We start from the raw sequence: 20,669 nt of genomic DNA, 5'->3' as shown, positions 1-20,669 counted from the left end.
CATGGAATTGAACATGGACGGCGGCCTTGTCATCGTCCCCGCTGGCGCCGGCGCCGGCAAGACCCACCGCATCAAGACCCAGCTTGCCGATTGGGTGAAGCGCGGTCTGGTGCGCCCCGAACGCATCCTCGCCGTCACCTTCACCGAGGCTGCCGCGAGCGAGTTGCGCGAACGCATCCGCGCGGGACTTCTCGCCGAGGGGCTGGTCGAGGGCGCGCTGGCGGTGGAGCGGGCCTATGTCTCAACCATCCACGGGCTGGGACTGCGCCTGCTGACCGAACACGCGCTGGCCGCAGGCGCCTCACCACAACCGCGCCATCTGGGCGATGCCGAGCGGGATCTGCTGATCCGGCAGGCGCTGGCCCATGCCCGCGCGCTGGACCCGATCAAGGCCGATCCCGAACGCTATGGCTATGCCGCCGACTGGCAAAAGGGCGAGACGGTCGAGGATTCCTTGCGCGGCCGGGTTCTGGCAATGATCGACCTGCTGCGCGCGCTCGGCGATACCGGCCGCGACCCAGGGCTGATCCCGCCGGCGCTTGCGCGGCTCGATGCGGTGCATGGCCCGGTGCTGGCCGACCCCGAGGCTGCGACCAAGGCACTGACCGATGCGGTGGCCGAGATGCTGGCGGCCTTCCCCGATGGCGGCATGGAAACCGTCACGGCCAAATCCAACATCGAGAAGCTGGAGAAGAACCTCGCGCTCTTCCGTCGCGTTCAGCGCGACCGCAGCCTTCTGGGTCGTGACTGGGGCGTGTGGCAGTCTCTGCGCGATCTGTTCGTCTCAAACCGGAACAGTAAAACACCGCCGGGCTATGACGATCTGGCCGAGGCCATCATGGCCGCGGCCGAGGTCCTGCCACAGCACCCTGGCCCGCTTCAGGACGCCAAGCAGCATCTGTCCTGCCTCATCGCTTGCGCGCAGGAGGTGATGACCGCCTATGAGGCACGCAAGAAGGCGCTTGGCCTGATCGACTTTGCCGACATGATCACCGGTGCCGAGCGGCTTCTGCGTAACGACCCCGCCGTGCGTCAGGCCGTGCTCGACGAGGTGGACTGCGTCATCATCGACGAGTTTCAGGACACGAACCCGGTGCAGTTTGCGCTGCTCTGGCAGTTGGGGCGCTTTGCCCCGCGCACGCTGCTGGTGGGCGATGTCAAACAGTCGATAATGGGCTTCCAGGGGGCGGATGCGCGGCTCTCGACCGCGCTCGCGGCAGCCAATCCGCAGGCGATCCAGCCGCTCGAGAAGAACTGGCGATCGACGCCCGCCGTGATGGCCTTCATCAACGCGATGGGCACGGGGCTGTTCGGTGCGGGTTACACGCCGCTGGCCCCGACCCGCGCCCCGGTCGATGGCCCCGCTCTGGAGGTTCTGCAGGTTACAAAGGGCCGGACTGTGCGCAGCGGCTCCAGACCGCCCGAACACATCGCCGAACGCATTGCCAAAATGCTCAGCGGGGCCGAGATAATCACCGATCGACACTCGGGTCAGGCGCGCGCGATCCGTCCCTCGGACGTGGCGCTACTGGTCTGTCGCCATGTCACCGCCGGTCGCTATGCCGAGGAGTTGCGCGCGCGCGGCGTGCCGGTCCGTATTTCCGAGGATGGCTGGGCGCAAAGCCCGGTGGTGCTGGCTGCCCGCGCAGCACTGGCCTATGCCGCCAACCCTGCCGACATCCACGCAGGCCTACTGCTGCGCACACTGGGCCCTGATCCGCTGCCGCTGGAACAGGCCATGGCACGGCAGATCGACGGGATGCTGGCGGACGACCCGGCGCTGATGCGGCTGGCTGCGCTGGCGGATCGGCTCGCCCATCTGCCGATCACCTCCGCGATTGATCTGGTGATCGAGACTGCTGGGCTTCGTCCCTGGGCCGACGGGCTGCCCGAGCCCGACCAATCCCGCGCAGACCTTCTGCGCCTCGAGGCCGAGGCCGAGGCCTTCGAGGGCGCGCACCGTGACCTCCGAGCCGCCTCTGGGTTCCATGGCGACACCGCCAAGGTGTTCCTCGGCTGGCTCGACGCACGCGCCGGAGAGCGCGACTTCGACCGCAGGCCCGACCCTTCGGCCGACAGCGCAGAAGCGGTGGAGATCGTGACCTGGCATGCCTCGAAGGGCCGGGAATGGCCCGTCGTGGTGGTGACCGAATTCGACCACGCCATCGCCGAACGCCCCGGCACCACCTCGACCCGCTTCGAGGCGCTCGACCGGATTGACGACATGGCGGCCGTTCTGGCCTCGGCCCGGCTGATCCACACCCCGTCTTTCGCCGCGCCCGAAGTCAAGGCGCGTTTCGTCGAGGATCGCCGAGCGGACTTCGAGGCCAATGCCCGGAACCTCCTCTATGTCGCGCTGACCCGCGCCCGCGACCGGCTGGTGCTGGAATGGCCCGCCTTTTTGAAGGAACGCGAGGAAGAGGCACCCGAAGCCAGCTGCCTTTTCCATGTGTTCGAGGATAATTGTTCGCCGGTTCTGGGTGCCGGTGAACTTCGGATCGGTGGTGTCGCCTGCCCGGCGAATGTGACTGGAGTGCCCGAACAGGCCGGGTTCACTGAATTCGGCACCGGCACTACAGACCGGCCGGCGCGCCCAGGGGCGGGCGTCCCCCTGCCCCCGGTGCCGCAGAGCCCCTGGCGGCTGCAGCCCTCGCAACTCTCAGCGCGCGGGGCAGCGCCGGTCAGCCGGGGCATCACGCTTGGCCCGGCCTGGGGCACAGTCGCAAACGATGCCACCCGTGGCACTGCGCTGCACCTGGCGCTGCGCACCCACCTGACCCGCCCTGAGCTTGCCCCTGCCCTTCCCGAGGCAACCGGGCTTGATCCGGATACCCTGGCGGCGGTCAGAGCCCGTGCCGAGGCGCTGAAAGGCTGGCTAACCTCGCAAGGTTACACCCGCCTCATCTGCGAGATCCCGATTCTCGGCCAGACCCCGGAGGGCGCCGAGATCCCCGGCACAATCGACCTGCTGGCCATCGGCCCGGATGGATGCATGCTGATCGACCACAAGTCGGGCGGCACCGGCACAGGACTTGGCCCCTACTGGCCACAGCTCGCCGCCTACGCCCGGCTGGTTCCCGAGCTGCTTCCCCAGTCACGCCTCCGCGGTGCCGCGATCTTCTGGATCGACCACGGAACGCTGGAGGTGGTGGAGATCGCCGAGGCATGCGGTTCATCGCTATGATCCCCGTTGAATACTCGTAAGCGTGACGAAGGGTTCGTACCTAGAAAAGCGCCGTGGTCTTCCCATGTGCCGAACCAGAGTATCCGGCAGAGACGACATATCACATCAATGATCGTTTAGTTTCTGGATGCCAAGCGTCCCGCCGGCCCGATTTTTCAACGATCATTGACGCAAGACACATCCTGACCCATATTCTCTTCGCATATCAACGATCATTGAAGTCATGGCTCCATACACTCCCTTCCTGCTACAAACTCCCGCAGACCTTGGCCGCGCCATACGCGACCGTCGGCTTGCGCTTGGGCTGACACAGGCCGATGTGGCGATGCAGAGCGGCGTGTCGACCCCCACCGTCAGTGCAATCGAAAACGGCAAGGAAACTGCGCGCATCGGCCTCGTGATGCAGATATGCCGGGACCTTGGACTGCAGCTGACGGCAGGAGTCTGATCCATGCTGGAGCTCGATATATTTCTTGAGGCGTTGCCCGAGCCGGTCGGACGCCTGACCCGGCAGGATGATGGAAGTGTCTCGTTCCGCTATGTGCGAGACGCCCTCCCCCATCCGCTCTCGCTCTCGCTGCCGGTCCGCGAGATGCCCTTCGACGATGCGACCACGCGCAGCTTCTTCGCCAATCTCCTGTTCGAGAATGCGCAGCGCGAACAGGTGATGCAGCGCCATGGGCTCGACTACTCCGACGTGGTGGGGCTTCTGGAGCATCTGGGTGCCGACTGCCCCGGTGCGATCTCATGTGTGCCCTTGGGCGCAGGGCCTGCCAAAAGGCCGGGCAATTTGCTGAACGACTACGACATACTCGACCCAGCCGAACTTCAGCGCATCATGACCTCGCTGCGAGACTACCGGCGTGTTCCGGCCGAGACGCGCGATCCGTCGCCACTTGCCGGCGTGCAGGGCAAGATCGCACTGGCGCGCCTACCGGACGGAAATTTCGCTCTGCCAAAGCCCGGGCTGAACGTGCCGACGACCCACATCCTCAAGGTGCCCCGTGCCAACGAGTCGGTCAGCATGATACAGGAGCACCTGCTCATGCGTCTGATGGCGGGTGCGCAGGCCCATCCTGTAGCCGAGACCGAGATCCTTGGTGAGGGCGATCTCCACGGCCTGCTGGTCTCCCGGTTCGACAGGGTCGTCGATGGCGCCAGCGTGCAGCGCCTTCATCAGGAAGACTTCGCCCAGGCCCTGGGCCTCGGTCCACATCTGAAGTATCAGCGCAATGGAACCCCGTCCCGGTGTTTCAGCGCCGCGGCGGTTGGCGGCCTGCTGACCCAGACTGAGAACCCCGGGAGCGCGCGCCAGGCATTTCTCGAAGTGACGCTGGTCAATCTGCTGCTTGGAAACACCGACAATCATGCGAAGAACCACGCGCTCCTCTATCTGGGTCCACGCCCGCAGTTGGCGCCGGTCTATGACGTGGCGCCGGTGCTGACTGACGCCAACGTCCTGCACCAGCTCTCCTTCGACGTCGGTCGCGCCCAGATGACCGACGATATCACTGGCGAAGACATTGCCAGCTTTGTCAGAGATCTCGGGTTCCCGCGCCTGACCCCTGCCCTATCACGACGGATGCGCACAATCGTAGCCGAGGTCGCATCACATATCACCGAGATGGGCGGTCCTACCCGCAAACGCATCGGCGATGCGATCGCAGAACAGACCCGCTGGCTGGCGGCGGCGCTCAACCTTGAGATCACTATTCCTGAACGCGATGCCCTGGTGATCAACCGCCCCTGACTTACTAGAATGCTAGAGTATGGGACGGTTTCGGAACCGATTGAGCCTTAAGCCCGCCCCGCGACCGGCAGATAGACCAGCGGCACATCCGTCATCTGCTCCACACTCGCCAGATAGTCGGTCCCAGAGATGTTCCGAGCCGACAGATCCGCAGCGAGCGCAGATTGCGAGATGATGGCGGCGACGGACTCTCTCAGCCCCCGCACCAAGGTCGAAGCAGCCGGGTCAGCGGCACGACGAGCCGATGCGAATTCGTCGGCAGTCTTGCACTCTGCAGCGATTCGCCGGGTGAGGCCATCGGGAGAAAGCGGCCGCGAGAGGTCGAGAAATCTCTGTGCTTGCCTGGACGCGAGAGAGGACGCTGCCGTCAGCTCATTGATCTGGAACAGCGCGCGGCTCCCTGCCTCATGGCACAATCGAATCGCAGCAGCAACTGACCACAGGGCATCCAGATCGGCCTCGGTCACGCGGCCTTTACTGAACCGATCGACCTGTCCGCGAAAATGCACCTCCAGCTGTCCGGCACAAATCGCGAGCTGCCGCTGTGAGGCCTCGGCGGTAGCAGTCCGCCGACGACGAAGCGACAAGGTTTCCACGTCATCCAGTGCCGTGGTGATATCGCCGAACAACCGGCGCAAGTCATCTGACCGCCGATCCGCCGTCACAGCATCAATGCGCTGATCGAGGCGTGCCAGGTGTTCCTCGATCGCGCTAAGTCGCTTCATCATCATCGCGAAGCCCGCGACCGAGACACCGAGGCCGACACCAGAGACTGCCAGACTACCGATCTGCAGAGCCTGCAGCAGGTTCAAGGTCTCACCCATCTCGGAGAGTTTTGACATGATCATTGTGTCGCCCGCAAGATTGGCGGCCACATGCAAGGGCTGGAAAACAGGTATCCCTGCAGCACCCGAAAGCATCTGGGTCAGCAGTCCTGTCTGCTGAACATGTCCAACGATCTGGCCACTGACGCTGTCCTTGAGGATTGCACCAAACAGCTGCACCTGGCCGGAAGCCACCTGTGCTGCGAGACCGGCGGGAATGGAGTAGAGCAGGGGTATCATTTGACGGTTCCGATACGGGTCTGGCCCGCCGTCAGCACGGCAGCCTGAATATCGCTGAGAAGCGACCGGGCATCAGGTGGAGCGCCGACCCCAAGGATCTGACGTTCCAGTTCTCGTTCAAGGCGATTGGACAAAGCATCTCGGGTGACCCGGTCAGCTGTTCCATCGAAGATCTTTACCCCTGCCAGTGAGGCGAGTCCTACGCCTGCGGCACCGACAGCGAGGATGGGGATACTGATGGTGGACGTCGCGAAAAGACCGAACACGCCACCTGTGGTTACTGTGGCCGCTGCGATGATGGCCGGAACGGCCGCAAGGGATCCGGCGATCAGGCCAATCCCGGTCGCGCTGGTCAGCATATCGCCAGCCTGCTTCCGCAGTTCAGCGTTGCTGGACAATTCACTGGCATGTGCTTGCATCACACCCGCGAGTGCTCCGTCCGCCCTGAGAAGCGCAACCCGCATTTGCTCGGCACCCCAGTCTTCGAGGCGTTTCCCTACGGTGGCACGGCTCGTCAGACCCGCACGCAGCATGGCAAGCTTGCCAGCACCCTCTGTCTGACGCATCAGATCCTCGAGAAAAGCGGGCAGGGCCGTTTCCAACTGCTCGGTGACTGCGCCCATCTGCGCATCGCGCCAGGCCAGGAAATCGAGTTCTGCGGCAAGAGCTTGGGCACTCATCATCCACCATTTATCTGAATACACCCGACGGTAAACGGCAGGTCGTTCGCTGGCAATCCCGCCCAGAAAGTTGACAGCTGTCAACTTCCACCAACCCGGGGCGCCGAGTTGACAGCTGTCAACTCTACACCGCCCTGGCGTTGGCAGGCGAGAGCAGGGCCATGATCATCGGGCCAGGGCTGAACTGTCCGTTAGCGGCGCGTTCGGTGAGGTTACGCAGGTATGCGCCTGGTTTCTGGATGGCACCAACCCTCTGCAGGATGGCCGACAGCGTGATGGCCGCAACCTCGGCACCCATGATGCGTTGCGCCTCGGCCCAGGCATCGGGACTGACGCCCATCATGGGGCGCACCTGCGATGCAGCCGTGATCAACTCGTGCCAGCTTCGGATATGGCCCTGAGCGTAGGGCAGGATGTCAGGGCACGCCTTCACCACAAGTCCAAGGGGAAGGGCAGGGGGCGCAACATCGGCCCCTTTGCCTGTTCCAAGGCAAGGTTCAGATTCTTGAAGATCTGGTTTTGAATATTGACAGTGCCGCCCAAAATGAACGTCATTGCCGCTCATTTCCTCTGCTACAACGACTGGCTCGAGCAAATTGTCCACCGCCGCGCGTAGCTGATCCACGATCTCCTGCAGTGAAGTCAGCGCATCTGTGTCGAGCTTTCGGCGCAGTTGGCCCTGCGCTGCACAGAGCGCGCGATGCAGCGGGTGGTCGGCAGCCGCTTGGCCCGTCTCCACGGCGTAGAGGAACAGCTTCACCGCGTCGCGCAGGCGCAGCACGACAGCTTCCCTTGCCAGCTTGAGGTGCAGCGCGGCTGTGCGGGCATCCTCGGCGGCACTGTGGATGGCGGGCGCACGCACCAGAAGCGGGCGCAGAGAGAAACCGAAGGCGCGCAACACCTCGCTGCCCGGGCCACGGGTGGCGTAGCGCTTGCCGTTGGGGCTGTCATGCCGTGCGATCAGACCAGCCTGGACCAACGCCGCAAGATGCCGACGCAGCGTGCTTTCGGCCATTCCATGCGCCCGGTCGGAGAGTGTGGCATTCGAGGGGAAGACGATCAGGTCAGCACCATCGACGAGGTCACGGTCGGGCAGGAAGGTCAGCAGCGCATTGAGCACCGCAAGATCGCGATCGGTGACCCCAAAATGATGCCGCGCGGTGCGCAGATCGTTGAAGAGCTGCCACTTGTCGGCTGAGGCGACCGCAGCAGGGGCCGCAGCCAGCGCCTGCGAAGCCAAAAGGCCATGCGAGACCGCGCGCCGCCCGAAAGGCGTCGTGGAAATGTGCTGCATTGCATATCACGGGGCAAAAGAAAGACGCCCACCGAAAGACGGTGGTTGACAGCGAATCAGAGGCGGCAGTATTCTTGAGGTGCTAGAACAAGAATGGGCCTCTCGGGATGTCATGTCCTGGGGGGCTTTTTCTTAGGCCGGGTCGTGCCTCCTTGTCTGGGGTTTCAGGATCGTCATGTGCCCTCGCTCCACTTGCGGTGAAGTTCGGGGATCTGGGTCAGAAGCCAGTCCTCAAAGCTACGGTCGAGGCGCTTCTCGAGCGCGATCACCATGCGACCACCTTTGCGGCTGGCCTCGGCAAGCGGCACACCGTTGACGCTGTTGATCCGCAGCGGGGCAGGGCGGTCGGATGCGCTTTTGCGGGTGCTGATGCCCTTGGCGTAGTCGAGCGCCGCGTCAAAGCGGGCGTCCGAACTGGCCGCCCCTGAGATGTTCACGATTGCGATCACCTCGCCGGGCTCATGACCACCCGCCACCAAAGCTTCGGCCAGGGCAAGCCAGCGGTCACGGCCCACCGAAGGCGCCGCACCAATCGCCTGGATCAGATCGGGCGAGATCCGCTCGGCGACGGAAAGAACTCGGGATATCAAGGTCTTGTCCATAGACAGGGTATCGCCGATCACCTTGCGGTCATATCCGGACTCTTCCATCTGCCGGGCAAAACTGGCCTTTTCGATGAATGATAGATCACGCCGGGCGGTGTTCTCCTGCCCCTGAGCGATCAGCAGATCGCGGTCATCAAGCTGACGCAGCAGCGCCTTGACCGGGCGCTTTAGGTCCCGCAGGGCCAGCACCCGGCGGCGACCGTAGACGATTTGGTATCGACCCTCATGCTCCGGGTGCGGACGCACCAGAACGGGCACCTGCTGGCCATATTCGGCGATGGACTGGCGTAGCGCCGCATCCTCGGCATCGTCGGATTCCAGACGGTCCTGCAGACCGCCCGCGTCGATCAGATCCGGGTCGATCTCGATCAGGGCGCGGGCCTGCAGATCCGCGACCGAGCGAGAAATGGCGCCAATCGCGCCACGGGCATAGCGCGGACGCTCGGTTTCGGTCGTGGCAACCTCGGGTGGGTTCATCAGCCCTTCGAGCAGGTTCTTGCGTGCCATCGTAGCCCCCCTTTCAGCGGCCCCATGCGGACTGGATCAGCGCCTCGATCTCACCATTGACCGCGTTCAGGCTTTCGATCGCGCGATCATAGGTGCTCCGGGTGAAGGCGCTTTTCTCCACCTCGTAGAGCGTCTGCTTGGTGATGCCGGCATCGGAAATCGCCGTGGATTTCAGGACCGGGTGGTTCAGCACATGCTCGCCGAACAGCGAGCGCATGAAGCTGACCATCTGGTTCTGCGGGCCGTCGCCGGGCTCATATCGGGTGATGACATAGCGCAACCAGTCATATTCCATGTTGCCGCCGGCATCGGCGACCACGCCCAGAAGGTTCGAGGTCATAAGGAGGAACTGGCACATCGACATGACGTCGAGCATCTGCGGATGGACCGTGACCAGCACAGCCGTCGCCGCCGAAAGCGCGCTCATGGTCAGGAACCCCAGCTGGGGAGGGCAGTCGACGATCACCAGATCATACTCCGCTTCAACCTCGGCCAGCTTCTCGGAGATCCTGGTAAAGAAGAGGTTGCCGGACCGTGCGACCAGCATCCGCGGCGTTTCGTGCTCGAACTCCATCAGGTCGAGATTACCGGGGATGAGGTCGAGATTGGTGAAGTAGGTCTTGCGGATCACATCGCGCAGCGGCACCGGGTCTTCGTAGCGGATGGCGTCATAAAGCGTGCCACCATCGAGCAGGTCGAACTCGGGCTGAAAGCCGTGCAGGGCCGAGAGGCTGGCCTGAGGGTCGAGGTCGATCGCCAGCACCCGGTAGCCGTCGAGCGCGCATTTCTGCGCCAGATGCGCGGCAGTGGTGGTCTTGCCCGAGCCGCCCTTGAAGTTGATGACGGTGATGACCTGCAGGTGATCCCCCTCGCGGCGGCCGGGCAGGTAGGTGCCGGGCGTCTTGGCACCCGACTCCAGCAGATGACGCAGCGCCACGATGTCTTCGGGCGTATAGAGCCTGCGACCGCCTGCGCCGGTTTCGGGCTGCGGACCACGGCCTTCGAGGCTGAGCTTGCGCAGATAGGCATCTTTCACGCCCAAAAGCTCGGCCACTTCGCCGCTGGTGAAGCGGCGCAACTGCTTGCTGGCGTCTGGCGGGAAAAGCTGCGCACGATGGGCGAGGAGCCGTTCTGACAGCTTGGATGCGTGTTCGCCGACCAGCCGGTCGATCCGGGTTTGCTGTTTCATACTGCCCTCTGCCCCGCCGTTTGTTACGGCTTTGAGCGATTTTATCACTGCTTGGCGTAAATGAATGCGCCAGTTTTCAGATTCGGGCAAGTGTTTTGATCCACAGCTTGTGGATAACTGACCGCATACCGCAAGTGCCGGGGCAGGGGCCTGACGCGCCGGCTCAGCGTGCGGCCAGCGTCAAAAGCTGTCATACCGGGTTTGGGCCGCAAGCGGCGCCGGATTGCAACAAGAACAAAACGCGAATATCACGGCAGGACCGGAAAGTCCGTGCGGCCATGTCCATCGACCATCGCGCGCAACTGGGGCGGGGCGATCACCGTCACCTCGGCGCCCCACTGGTAGAGGTGCCAGGTCATCTCGAGCCAGCCACCGGCATGAAAGCGCACTTCGAGCCCGCCGTCGGGCAGGTCGCGCTGAACCTGCGCTGGATGAAAACGCCACTCGCGGGCCCGTGCGGCGGCTTCTGGCGTGAAATGCCAGATCACCTCGCCATACTCCGCGTCGTTCTGCCAGGTTCCGAAGGCGCGGGCGGCGTGATCGCGCAGGCTGAAGTTCGGGTCGCGGGCAAAGCTTTCCTCGACCAGCAGCGCATCGCGGATCAGGTCGAGCCGGAAGTAGCGCATCCTCCCATCAGGTCGATCCGGTTGACGGGCTACCAGATAGCGCCGCGCCCCAATCAGGATGCCATAGGGTTCAACCCGGCGGCGTTCGTCATTGTAGGTAATATCCATCACGAACGGGCCGCGCAGCGCACTGGCGATCAACTCGGCAAGGTCGGGATCCACCTCAACCACAGGGCCGGGACGCGCCGCCATGCCATGTGCCTCAAGCAGCGCTTCGGCATCCGCCTCGGCGCGCCGGGCGTCTTGTGGGCGCAGGGCCGCGAGCAGCCGGTTGCGCAAGGCAGAGAGCGCCGAGGCCTCGCGCAGGTCCCCATCGACGCGCAACCGCTCGATCGCCATCTCCAGCGCCGCAAGCTCGGTATCGCCGCGTAGCCGGAGCGCAGCCAGCGGGACCGAGTCGATGGTCCAGCGGCGGCGGCGGTCGTCATCCTCAAGAATGTTCACCGCGTAGGGAAACAGCGACTCCAGCGCGTCGGTCATCCGCTGCGCGGTGCGGTGGCTCACGCCAAACTCGTCGCGGATCTCCTCCAGAGTCACGCCACGGTGCCGGGCGCGGGCGAAGTCGGCGAGCTTCAGGATGTCATGGGCCTTGGCATAGGACATGTGGGTTTCCTGGCGGCTCAGTCAGCGACGACGGGATACCACGGGCGACCCCAGTCCTCGGCAGGGTGGTCCATCATCAGATCGACGATGGTGGGCAAGAGTGTTCCAAGAATCCTCGTGCCATCGCGAAGCTGGTCGCGGTTTGCAGACGAGTTCCAGGTAGCGCCACCATGCACGACTTGATTGCGCAGCACATAGAGCCGATCGAAGAGCATCGACAGGATCAGCACCGCATCGCGCTGGCCAAGCGCAGCATGGAAGCGGGACTTGGCGGCAGTGAAACGCGCCTCCCAGTCGGCATAGCCATCGACACCGTTCTGGTGCTGCCAGAAGGGCGCAAAGACATAGCGGTTTTCCAGAAACAGCCGGATCGGGCCTGAGAATGCCGTCCAAACCTCGGAATGGATGCGGTGCTCCTTGTCGAGGCGCGACAGCTGCGAGAAGAAGCCCCGGAATGCATCCCGCTCCGCCACTGGATCTCGGTCCTGCGCATAGGCGGCGTTGAAGGCGATCCAGTAGAAGACGAAAGCCGCATCCAGATCACCGCTTGCCTGCTCGGCCCGGCCGATCCAGCTGATGGCGCGGTGGATCCGCAGGCCGAAATCGGATGAAAACCCCTCTCGCAGGGCGCGCTGGCGGGCTTTCAGGCGATCGTGGTGAGGCATGGCACCATTGGGTCTGACTTTCCCTATGGTTGCGCGGTTTTGGCGGAGATATCAATAGGCTGCGATGAGTTGCGTAAGGCCGCGCGCACCACAGTGTATGTGCGGGGCAGGGGGCGAACTTCTGTTCATATTGGCTGCCAAGAGCAGGTATGACACTTTTTGACGCGGTGCGCCCCCATCTTCGAGTTGTGCTTGACCGTCATCCCCGCGCCAAGCAACCGTAATGTCACCGAAAATCTGCCGCATTTCCGGTGGATGTCCCAGTAACCGAGCATCTGATTTCAAGGACCGCCCCGATGACCGAGATGACCGTCAACAATCGTGATGCCCTGTTACGCGACATCAACGATGCGATGCCTTTGCGCAAGATTGCCGATGCCCTCGACCGGATGTCGCTGTCGGCCGATACCAAGGCACTGCTGATGGATCTGGCGGCCGTGACAGTGAAGGCTGGGGAGTTCGTGGTCAATCTGGGTCGCAAGATCCTGACGCTCGCACTTGCCGTGGTGCAGGCCTTTCCGGGCACAATCTTCGGGACCGTGGTAGCGGTTGTGGTCGCGGCACTGATCGCAGGGTTTCCCGTGATCGGCGCGGCCATTGGAGTGTTTCTGAAACCCCTGCTTGTGACTTACGGCCTGACCGTGGGCGCACTGAGCGACCTGCGTGACCCGCTCTGGTCAGATCGGCTGGGGGATCTCGAAGTGAAACTCTCCAGCCTGCTTGCCTGACATGCGGAAGATAGACGGGCAGGGCGCTGCAACCCTCGAAGGACTGACAAGGGTTGTGGCCGATCCGATGCGCTTCAAGGCGAAACTAGCGATTGGCGAGGACGCTTACGCCTCATTGAAGGCCACACGCACGTTAGGCGAGCTCTGGCAGGTCACGGGTGTCGCAGCCGCTGGCGGGGTTGCCGCCAGTTCGACCACGGTTGCCAGCGCGTTCTTCGGAAGCTGGATCACCGGGCTTGGCCTCGTCACCGCGGTGACGCCCGTTGGCTGGGTCGTGGGTGCCGCGACGGCGGCGGGGGCTGCAGGGTGGGGGGTCATCCACCTGTTGCGCCGGTATGAGGGCAGCCGCGTCCAAAAGGTGCCGCGCTTCATCACCACGCCGCTTGATCTGCTGGGCGCATCGCTTTTTGACCTGATCGGCGCCCTCGCCCTGATGGTCGCGCGTGAGGCCGAGCAGATTGACGAGACTGAGAGAGCCGCGATCAGGGACTATTTCGTGCAGGAATGGGGACTTGACCCGGACTATGTCGCGCGCGCATTGCCGTTGATCGAAGCCGGTCTCGACGACGCCAGCATAGAGGGGATCGCCCGCGCGCTCGCCGACTTCAAGCGCGAGAACCCGGACTGCAACTATGATGCGATGACTGCCGAAGTCGTCACCTTCCTGACCGAGATTGCCGAGGCTGACGGACAAGTTTCCGAGGCCGAGTCGGCCGCCATCGCCCGAATTGGCAAGGTGTTCCGCGACGCGGCCCCCTGGTCGGTCGGCAAGCTGGTCGGTGCCGCGTCGGATGGGGTCGGAAGCCTTGCCAGCAGCGTTGCCGAAACGCCGGGCTGGATATGGGGCAAACTGGCGGGGAAGGCACCTGCCGAGGTGGACCCGCCAGAGGACGTGGCGAAACCCGCGCCGCCAGTGCCGGTGGTCTGGTTGCTGGGCAAGACCGGCGCGGGGAAAAGTTCGCTCGTGCGGGCAATGACCGGCGCCAGCGCAGCCGAGATCGGCAATGGCTTCGTGCCTTGCACGCGCACCTCGCTCGCCTTCGACTACCCGCCGGCAGAACCGGTGATGCGCTTCCTCGATACCCGTGGGCTAGGCGAAATCGCCTATGACCCGGCCGAGGATCTGGCAGCCTGCCATGATGCCGCGCATGTCCTACTGGTGCTGGCGCGACTGGACGATCCGGTTCAGGGAGCCGTCGCAGAGGCGCTTTTGCTTGCCCGGCGCGGCCGCAAGTTGCCTGCCCTGCTGGTGCATACGGCGCCCGATCTTGTCGCTGATCCCGAGGCGCGCGCCCGCGTCCGCCACGCCAACCAGTCGCGCCTGGATACCGCCTGGGGAGAGCCCTTACCCTCGGTCGAGCTCGACCTGGGCAATCCTGACAGCGCCGACCTTTCCGCACTCGCCGAGACGCTGACAGGCATCCTTCCTTCGGTCGCGCTGTTTCTCGATCGCCAGAGCGCGACCGATGCCGAGGAGGCGGAGTTCCTGCGCAACCGTGGTCTGGTGTTGCGCTATTCCGGCATGGCCTCGGCCGGTGGGGCGGTGCCGGTTCCTCTGGTCGGTGCGGCCTCGGTTCCCGTCCTGCAGGCGCGGATGCTGGCCGAACTGGCCACCCGCTACGGCATCGACTGGGACCGCAGCAAGCTGGCCGCACTGGCAACCGCGCTCGGCGTCAGCGTCGTTGGCGGGCAGGCGCTCCGACTTGTCAGCCGGCAGCTTGTCTCGCTCATCCCGGTGATTGGCCAGACGGCAGGCCCGGTTCTGGGCGCAGGCTGGGGTTTCGGTTCGACCTGGGCGCTTGGTCGCGCCGCCGCCTGGTGGATGTTCCAGCTGCGCGCAGGCAAGCCCGTGGACGTCGAGGCCCTACGCACCCGATATGCCGATGCGCTGAAAGGACTGAGCAATGCGTAGCCTTCAGCCCATCCTAGGTAGCCTTTTGCGGGGTCAGGCACTGATTTCTCTGGTGCTTTACCTACTGCCGTTCGCGGCGGCGATGGTGCTCGGTTTCGTCTGGCTGGGAGAGCAGGGCTATCTTCTACATTTTGTCGTCGCCACCGCGACCGTGCTTGGCCTCGCGCGTATTCTCCGAGTGATCGCGCATATCCGCCGCAAGCGCCGCGCGAAGGAAGAACCGGCGCCCTATGCGGGGCCGCTGGTCGCGGGCAACCCGGAATGGACCGAGACCGAGGCGCGCGCCTACAAGGCAATCTCTGCCACCATCGCGGAACGCCTGTCCGAGCCCGTCGCTTGGCCCCAGCTGTCCCCCATGGCCTTCGAGGTGCTCGACCTCGCCGCCGACAGGTTGTCAGGCGGTAAGCGCAAGGCACTGGACTTCTCGGTCCCCGAGGCACTGCTGCTGGCAGACAGGATCCTGACACGCCTGAGGCAAGACCTGCGCGACACGGTGCCCTTCTCTGACACGATCTCGCTGCGCACCCTGTTCTGGTTGTGGCAAAACCGCGCCTGGTTCCAGTATGGCTCATCGGCGGCATCGTGGATGTGGCGCGCCAAGCGTATGATGACCTCGCCCATCGTCAGCATCGCGCAAGAGGTGCAGAACCTGATCATTTCTGGAACAACTGACACGTTGAAGCTCGTGGGCAGCACCACCGCGCAGCGCGTCGTGCTGGAAGAGGTCGCCCGTGCCGCCATCGACCTACATTCGGGCGCACTGCGCTTTACCGATGCCGAACTGCTGGAGATCCAGCTTGCCAGTGAAGCGACTGACGCTCGCAGCATTGCCGAACCAGACGTGCCGCTGCGTCTGCTCTTGGTCGGGCAGGTGAGTGCGGGCAAGTCGAGCCTTGTCAACGCGCTGGCGGCCGAGGACCTGACTGAGACCGACATGGCGCCCACGACCGATGGTCTCATGCGCCATGATCTGACGATCGGAGGGATGGAGTTCAAGGTAATCGACAGCCAGGGTCTTGACGGCAGCCGCGCTGCCGAAGACCGCATGTTGTCCGAGATGATGCAGTGCGACATGATCCTGTGGGTGATGCGCGCAAACCGCCCGGCGCGTGCGCCTGACGCGGCGCTGCTGCAACGTTTTGAAGCTGCCCTCGACACCGATCCCACACGCAGGCGACCGCCAGTCATCATCGCCCTTACCGCTGTCGATTTGCTGGTTCCGGGCTGGCCATTCGCCGAGCACGACCTGCCCGACGCCGCCCGCACGCAGCTTGCGGATATGGTGGCGGAGATCGGGCGCGAGATGGATAGCCGGCTGGTGCTGCCCGTCTCGGTCGAGGCGCCGGAGTGGAACCTACCCCTCCTGGAAAGCATGTTGACCACCCATGCCGCCGAGGCACTGATGGTCCAGCGTAACCGCCGCCGCCTGGAAGGCCGTGCCCGATCGTCGACCGCAATGGCCGAGCTGCGCCGTGGGACCGGTGGCGTGGGTCGGCTGGCACAATTGGTGCGGAGGGGTTTGGTTGGGGGCGGATAGGCAGGTCGAGAGAGATGCATCGCAGAACTTTCGACCTTGTTCATTCAAGGAAAGGCAATCATGCGCCGTTCAATTACTAACGCCTTCGCCGCCACTGCGCTCGCCGGGCTTTCACTGTACTTATGGCGTCTAAGCTACATTTACAGCGACTGGGCCATTCTGGCCTTAGCGCCGCTGGCTGTCGGAATATGGATCGGATTCTGGCCTCTGACTCTGTCTCCTTGGAGAGCTTGGCTGCATGTTGCACTGCGCAGGGAATCCCCCTTGGAGCGGATTCTTCAGGGCAACGTGAGGGCATTCCTAGTAACAGCCGGGTTCACATGTATCGCGGTTACACTCCTCGCATGGCAAGCACTAGATGCCTCTGTCGTCGACGCTTCGATAATGCTTGTAGCCTTTTTTCTGTCGGCTGGCCTCTTTTCCAGAGGCCAGCGGTATCTCGCACGCCACTTCCATGAACCTTTCGCACGCGGGCTAGCAACATCGCTGGTCTCTTGGTCGGTCGCATTGCCCTTGATTCTTGTAATCGCACTTACAACCTGGACATCCACACCGATGCCCCATGAAATGCTCCAGGCGGATTTTGTTGAGGCTGTGCAAATTGGATTGAGCAATCTTCCCGAGCGAGGCGGATGGATCGCCGGCTTTCTCTCCATTCCATATGGATACGAGGCAATAAAACTATGGGCGGTTGTTCAGCTTCGCGATTATCCGATCTTTAGCGCTCTGTTTAGCTTGGATGTGGCATTGTTCAGTTTTGTTCTTTGTCGATCAGCTGTCATACTTAATCAGTTTATCGACACTCACATTTTGAAGGTGGCAGAATGACAGACAGCACAGAAACATCTGCTGAGCGAAGAAAAGGACCTAACCTTGCACGTTGGTTCTGGGGTAGCATCATTATGATGGCAGTTCTTAGCCTCGTTCTCGGCATCGCGGCGACTACTCGTAACCTAAGCGACAGCGGTGCGACCACAACTGTCGCCGCAGAAGGCAGCCAGCCTCCAGCACCTGCTGAGGCAAGCGCCACTGAACTTCAAGAATTATTGAACACCGCAAACAAAGCTGCACTGCAAGCAGTCACAAGCCAGATCGATCCACTGCTTAACGCCGCCTACGAGCCCGTCTATGATGCCATCCCGACCTATGCGAACTTCCATTACACAGTTCTTGGCGAATACGCCGAGCTTTCCGAAGCCGCGCTCGGAAATATGAGCGGAAAGCTCCAGGATACTCTGTTCGCGGGCCTGGACGTGCGGCTTGCCAGCATGCACACCAAGATGGACACACTGTTCAGCTCCGAATTTCAGCAAGCTCTACCTGAGAATGCTGAACAGAATGGGATTCACACAGGGCCGCTGACACGCCAGGTCCTCGGAGACGCAGTGGCGCGGATGCGGATCACTGCTCCGCTAGCCACTACTGCGGCGCTAAGCACTGGGTTGGCATTAAAGCCCATGGTTAAGGTTATGGCGAAGAAGATCGGAGCCAAACTTGCGATGAAAGCCGGGGCAAAGACAGGTGGCAAGCTAGCGACAGTTCTAGGAGGCACTGGCGCCGGCGCAGCTTTATGTTCGTGGGCAGGTCCAGGTGCAGGACTTTGTGCAGCAGCAGGCGGGCTCGGCGCTTGGATTGTTGCAGACTATGGCATTGTAAAGCTGGACGAATACTGGAATCGTGAAGAGTTTGAAAGCGACTTAAGAGGCATGGTGGACGACCAGAAAAATGCCCACAGAAAGTCGCTCGAGCAGGCTCTAGCTGAGCGCGCTGTTGCAGTCCAAAAAAGCTCGGCGAAATTCGTTCAGAAACACGACTTCACTTTGCGAGAACTTTCCGGTGAGGGTAACGCCGAGACCTGTGCGGTTGCGGCTCGGCTGTATGAGAAATTCGAACCCATGCGCGAAAACCTAAGGGAGAGAAAACCCCTAGCCATTGAAGCGCTGCGTAGCGAAATCGCTGGATACCATGGACATCCATCTCTTGGACCATTGGTCCAAGAACTTGAGGAGAACCTGAAGAAGGCTACTGAAGTGAAGGTATCTTCGGCAGAAATAAAAGGGAACCTGCCAACGGAGAACCGCGCAGATCGGAAAGTCTCTGGAAACGTGTATATTGGCGGAATAAAAATCGACGTTGCGAAGACTAATGCCACGGAGATCAATGGCTTCAATATCTACCTTAACCCAAACTTTACTGCCCGGACCAATCTGCCTGTAACCTTCTCTATCGCGATTGAACAGCACCTCAGGATACATAGAAATAGGTTCTTTGGAGGTGGAGGAAAGATGGATGTCCTTGAGAGGGTTGGCAATTCCAAGGGACTGCAGCACACCGTCAGCACTATGTTCCGTATTGGCCACGATCAAACCGCCAAGGATATCGAAAATGTGAGCAAACAATCACACTTTGGGCATTGGTCTACGCTCACACTCACCTTGCGCGCGGAGCCCATGAGCCCTCTGAGCAGCATGCCAGAATGCCAGTAGAGACAGCATACTGCCTCAACTTGGTGCAGTGTTGCGGCAGATCACCACATTTCAACGCGGTGGAGTTTTTTTCATGACGAACTACATTGCGATGGGGGGATACGCCTATTAAAATCCCTCCGTGAATTCGAAATCCTCTAAGGATAGTTATGTAATGTAATGCTAAAATCGTTGCGCAGGATGTGATACCGATCTGGCTATGTTCATCCCCGCGGGTGCGGGGAACAGTGCTCTGACCCCCGATAACTCCTCCATCTGATGCTAGAGTCCGGCCCAAGGAGAGGACCGGACGATGAAGCGATCGAAGTTCACGGAAGAGCAGATCATCTGCATCCTGCGGGAGCAGGAGGCGGGTGCGAAGACGGCGGAGCTGTGCCGGCGTCACGGGATCAGCAGCGCGACGTTCTACACTTGGAAAGCCAAGTTCGGCGGGATGGAGGTGTCGGACGCGAAGCGGCTGAAGGCGCTGGAAGAGGAGAATGCTCGGCTGAAGCGGCTCTTGGCGGAGTCGCTGCTCGACCAGGCTGCGCTGAAGGACCTCCTGTCGCGAAAGTGGTGACGCCCGCCGCTAGGCGCGAAGCCGTCGCGATCCTCGTGGAGTGCCACGAGATGAGCGAGCGGCGGGCGTGTTCCGTGATCGGCACGGACCGGACCTCGATCCGATACCGCGGCCGACGCCCCGACGATCACGATCTGCGCGAGCGCCTGCGGGCGCGGGCATCCGAGCGGCGCCGGTTCGGCTACCGGCGGCTGCATGTTCTGCTGCGTCGGGAGGGCCATGTCGTGAACCGCAAGAAGACCCAGCGGCTCTACCGAGAGGAGGGCCTGTCGGTGCGCAAGCGACGGGGACGGAAGAAGGCGACGGGCACGCGGGCGCCGCTCCTGACGGTGGCCGCGCCGAACGCGCGCTGGTCGGTCGACTTCGTGCATGACCAGTTCGCCCAGGGGCGGCGGTTCCGGATCTTCAACGTGATCGACGATGTCACGAAAGAATGTCTGGCGGCCGTGGTCGACACCTCGATCTCGGGCCGCCGCGTGGCGCGGGAACTGACGGCGCTGATCGCCCGGCGCGGCAAGCCCGGCCTGATCGTCTCCGACCACGGGACCGAGTTCACCTCCAACGCGATACTGGCCTGGAGCGAGGATACGGGCGTGCCCTGGCACTTCATCGCGCCGGGAAAGCCGATGCAGAACGGGATCTGCGAGGCCTTCAATTCGAAGATGCGCGACGAGCTCTTGAACGAGACGCTGTTCTTCAGCCTCGACCACGCCCGCAGCGTCATCGCCGCCTGGGTGGCCGACTACAACGCTGAAAGGCCTCATTCGGCCTTGGGTTACCAGACCCCCGCGGCCTATGCCGCCCTACTCGCCGCAATGGGCGATCGGCTCCACGAAACGGAAGCGTTCCGCCGTTCGCCCATTGCCCCCTCCGCACAAGCGGGCAATTGTCACCAGCCGGCTCTGGTTTCAGCTGGATGAGCTCCGGGGGGCAGAGCAGGGCGTTCGTTGTTGTAGGTCCACAGCCATTCGGTGGCGATCTGCTGCACCTCCTCGATGGTTTCAAAGATGTAGAGGTTCAGCCATTCATGCCGGACTGTCCGGTTGTAGCGCTCGACATAGGCGTTCTGCTGGGGCTTGCCGGGCTGGATGTAGGTCAGGGCGATGCCCTGCTTCTCGGCCCAGGTCATCAGCGTGGAACTGACGTATTCGGGGCCGTTGTCGACCCTGATCGCCAATGGTTTGCCACGCCATTCGATGATCTGGTTCAGGGATCGGACGACCCGCTCGGCTGGCAACGAGAAGTCGCCCTCGATGCCCAGGCCTTCGCGGTTGAAGTCA

General features: G+C 62.7%; 17 protein-coding genes. 9 read left to right on the top strand and 8 right to left on the bottom strand.

From position 1 onward, the window contains the following. Position 1: 1 nt before the first annotated feature. From FQU74_RS17895 to FQU74_RS17885, 3 genes are all read left to right on the top strand, one after another. Complete coding sequence (locus FQU74_RS17895; RefSeq protein ID WP_241659882.1) at positions 2-3,184, top strand: UvrD-helicase domain-containing protein; 3,183 nt, start codon at positions 2-4, stop codon at positions 3,182-3,184. Positions 3,185-3,407: 223 nt separating this feature from the next. Next, the gene (locus tag FQU74_RS17890) at positions 3,408-3,632 is read left to right on the top strand and encodes a helix-turn-helix transcriptional regulator (RefSeq protein ID WP_146287855.1); all 225 of its coding nucleotides are present in this window, start codon (positions 3,408-3,410) and stop codon (positions 3,630-3,632) included. Positions 3,633-3,635: 3 nt separating this feature from the next. Next, on the top strand, positions 3,636-4,934 hold the full coding sequence (locus tag FQU74_RS17885; RefSeq protein ID WP_146287854.1) for a type II toxin-antitoxin system HipA family toxin: 1,299 nt from the start codon (positions 3,636-3,638) through the stop codon (positions 4,932-4,934). Positions 4,935-4,981: 47 nt separating this feature from the next. Here the strand turns inward: FQU74_RS17885 and FQU74_RS17880 are convergent, their stop codons facing one another. The 7 genes from FQU74_RS17880 to FQU74_RS17850 all read right to left on the bottom strand — a co-directional run bounded on the left by FQU74_RS17880 (position 4,982) and on the right by FQU74_RS17850 (position 12,167). After that, positions 4,982-5,998, bottom strand: a complete 1,017-nt coding sequence (locus tag FQU74_RS17880; protein WP_146287853.1) for a hypothetical protein — start codon at positions 5,996-5,998, stop codon at positions 4,982-4,984. Beyond that, on the bottom strand, positions 5,995-6,681 hold the full coding sequence (locus FQU74_RS17875; protein WP_206665053.1) for a hypothetical protein: 687 nt from the start codon (positions 6,679-6,681) through the stop codon (positions 5,995-5,997). The genes FQU74_RS17880 and FQU74_RS17875 overlap by 4 nt, the downstream gene beginning before the upstream one ends. Positions 6,682-6,802: 121 nt before the next feature. Next, the gene (gene repC, locus FQU74_RS17870) at positions 6,803-7,972 is read right to left on the bottom strand and encodes a plasmid replication protein RepC (RefSeq protein ID WP_146287851.1); all 1,170 of its coding nucleotides are present in this window, start codon (positions 7,970-7,972) and stop codon (positions 6,803-6,805) included. Positions 7,973-8,145: 173 nt separating this feature from the next. Then, a complete protein-coding gene (gene repB / locus FQU74_RS17865) occupies positions 8,146-9,084 on the bottom strand; it encodes a plasmid partitioning protein RepB (protein WP_146287850.1) in 939 nt (312 codons plus the stop codon). Positions 9,085-9,097: 13 nt separating this feature from the next. Then, positions 9,098-10,273 (bottom strand): plasmid partitioning protein RepA, encoded by a 1,176-nt coding sequence (repA, locus tag FQU74_RS17860; protein WP_146287849.1) that lies wholly within the window; start codon positions 10,271-10,273, stop codon positions 9,098-9,100. A 248-nt stretch (positions 10,274-10,521) separates the two neighbouring features. Then, positions 10,522-11,502 carry a helix-turn-helix transcriptional regulator gene (locus FQU74_RS17855; RefSeq protein ID WP_146287848.1) on the bottom strand — a complete coding sequence of 327 codons (981 nt, stop codon included), beginning with the start codon at positions 11,500-11,502 and terminating at the stop codon, positions 10,522-10,524. Between the two features lie 17 nt (positions 11,503-11,519). Next, entirely contained in the window at positions 11,520-12,167 is a 648-nt protein-coding gene (locus tag FQU74_RS17850) for a HEPN domain-containing protein (RefSeq protein ID WP_146287847.1), read from the bottom strand. Between the two features lie 296 nt (positions 12,168-12,463). Here FQU74_RS17850 and FQU74_RS17845 point away from each other — a divergent pair, with 296 nt between their 5' ends. From FQU74_RS17845 to FQU74_RS17820, 6 genes are all read left to right on the top strand, one after another. Then, positions 12,464-12,895, top strand: a complete 432-nt coding sequence (locus FQU74_RS17845) for a hypothetical protein (protein WP_146287846.1) — start codon at positions 12,464-12,466, stop codon at positions 12,893-12,895. 1 nt (position 12,896) lies between these two features. Further along, complete coding sequence (locus tag FQU74_RS17840) at positions 12,897-14,807, top strand: TerB family tellurite resistance protein (RefSeq protein ID WP_146287845.1); 1,911 nt, start codon at positions 12,897-12,899, stop codon at positions 14,805-14,807. Continuing rightward, the gene (locus FQU74_RS17835; protein ID WP_146287844.1) at positions 14,800-16,344 is read left to right on the top strand and encodes a GTPase; all 1,545 of its coding nucleotides are present in this window, start codon (positions 14,800-14,802) and stop codon (positions 16,342-16,344) included. Before FQU74_RS17840 ends, FQU74_RS17835 begins: the two co-directional genes overlap by 8 nt. 60 nt (positions 16,345-16,404) lie before the next feature. After that, positions 16,405-17,172, top strand: a complete 768-nt coding sequence (locus FQU74_RS17830) for a hypothetical protein (protein ID WP_146287843.1) — start codon at positions 16,405-16,407, stop codon at positions 17,170-17,172. Further along, a complete protein-coding gene (locus FQU74_RS17825) occupies positions 17,169-18,830 on the top strand; it encodes a hypothetical protein (RefSeq protein ID WP_146287842.1) in 1,662 nt (553 codons plus the stop codon). Before FQU74_RS17830 ends, FQU74_RS17825 begins: the two co-directional genes overlap by 4 nt. A gap of 292 nt (positions 18,831-19,122) precedes the next feature. Beyond that, positions 19,123-20,309 (top strand): IS3 family transposase gene (locus FQU74_RS17820; protein WP_146287841.1). Its coding sequence is split into 2 segments (ribosomal slippage): positions 19,123-19,384 and positions 19,384-20,309, totalling 1,188 coding nucleotides; the frame shifts between segments, so codons are not numbered across the junction. On the opposite strand, the gene FQU74_RS17815 is transcribed toward FQU74_RS17820, so the two are convergent. Next, positions 20,279-20,669: integrase core domain-containing protein (locus FQU74_RS17815; protein ID WP_146287840.1), on the bottom strand; the 391-nt coding region annotated here is incomplete at its 5' end. The two genes, FQU74_RS17820 and FQU74_RS17815, sit on opposite strands and share 31 nt — an antisense overlap.

The sequence above is a fragment of the Gemmobacter aquaticus genome, assembly GCF_007859075.1.
In the GTDB taxonomy this organism is placed as follows: domain Bacteria; phylum Pseudomonadota; class Alphaproteobacteria; order Rhodobacterales; family Rhodobacteraceae; genus Gemmobacter; species Gemmobacter aquaticus.
The sequence above is the reverse complement of the archived record's forward strand: the minus strand, read 5'-3'. Positions and strand labels throughout refer to the sequence as shown.